A 1,553-nucleotide genomic window follows, 5' to 3' on the forward strand; every position below is an offset into this window, starting at 1 on the left:
GCGACTTCGACGACTACCTGCTGCCGGCCGAGAAGTTCGCCGCACTCAAGCGCGAGCAGGCCCTGCCCCTGGCGATCAACCCGAACAGCGACCAGTACCTGGAAGAGCGTTTGCAGCTGCTGGACGAGCAGTTGGCCACCGTCACCCGCCTGGCCAAGGACAACGAGCTGCCCGATGCCATCCTCACCGAGTCAGGGCTGAAAATCACCCCGCTGGATGCGGCGGTGCCGGATCGGGCGCAGGCGCTGATCGACCAAACCAGCCAGTTACTGCCGCGCATCAAGATCACCGAACTGCTGATGGACGTGGACGACTGGACGGGCTTCAGCCGCCACTTCACCCACTTGAAGGACGGGGCCGAGGCCAAAGACAGGACGTTGCTGCTGTCCGCAATCCTCGGTGATGCGATCAACCTCGGGCTGACCAAGATGGCCGAGTCGAGCCCCGGCCTGACCTACGCCAAGCTGTCCTGGCTGCAAGCCTGGCACATCCGCGACGAAACCTATTCGGCGGCCTTGGCCGAGCTGGTCAACCACCAGTATCGCCACGCCTTTGCCGCCCACTGGGGCGACGGCACGACCTCATCCTCCGATGGCCAGCGCTTCCGCGCGGGTGGCCGGGGCGAGAGCACCGGGCACGTCAACCCGAAGTACGGTAGCGAGCCGGGACGGCTGTTCTATACCCATATCTCCGACCAGTACGCGCCGTTCAGCACCCGCGTGGTGAATGTCGGCGTCCGCGATTCCACCTATGTGCTCGACGGCCTGCTGTACCACGAGTCCGACCTGCGGATCGAGGAGCACTACACCGACACGGCCGGCTTCACCGATCACGTCTTTGCCCTGATGCACCTGCTAGGCTTCCGCTTCGCGCCGCGCATCCGCGACCTCGGCGAAACCAAGCTGTACGTGCCGCAGGGCGTGCAAGCCTACCCGACGTTGCGCCCGCTGATCGGCGGCACCCTGAACATCAAGCACGTGCGTGCCCACTGGGACGACATCCTGCGCCTGGCCAGCTCGATCAAGCAGGGCACCGTCACCGCCTCGCTGATGCTGCGCAAGCTCGGCAGCTACCCGCGCCAGAACGGACTGGCCGTGGCCCTGCGCGAGCTGGGCCGGATCGAGCGCACGCTGTTCATCCTGGACTGGCTGCAAAGTGTTGAACTGCGCCGCCGCGTGCATGCCGGCCTGAACAAAGGTGAGGCGCGCAACTCGCTGGCCAGGGCGGTGTTCTTCAACCGCCTTGGGGAAATCAGGGATCGGAGCTTCGAGCAGCAGCGCTACCGGGCCAGCGGCCTCAACCTGGTGACGGCGGCTATCGTGCTGTGGAACACGGTGTACCTGGAACGCGCCACCCAGGGGTTGGTCGAGGCCGGCAAGCCGGTGGACGGCGAGCTGCTGCAATTCCTGTCGCCGCTGGGCTGGGAGCACATCAACCTAACCGGCGATTACGTCTGGCGGCAGAGCCGCAGACTGGAAGACGGGAAGTTTCGGCCCTTACGGATGCCCGGAAAACCTTAGCGTACGATTTTTTCCGAATTCTGCGGGCTCCCC

The 1,553-nt window shown here is 65.2% G+C and carries 1 pseudogene; it reads left to right on the top strand.

Annotated elements, in window-relative coordinates:
* Positions 1-1,520, top strand: a pseudogene (locus PG881_RS23830) (Tn3-like element TnAs1 family transposase); the annotation flags it as partial.
* Between the last annotated feature and the right edge of the window lie 33 nt (positions 1,521-1,553).

The sequence above is a fragment of the Aeromonas sp. QDB54 genome (genome assembly GCF_027707385.1).
In the GTDB taxonomy this organism is placed as follows: Bacteria; Pseudomonadota; Gammaproteobacteria; order Enterobacterales; family Aeromonadaceae; genus Aeromonas; species Aeromonas hydrophila.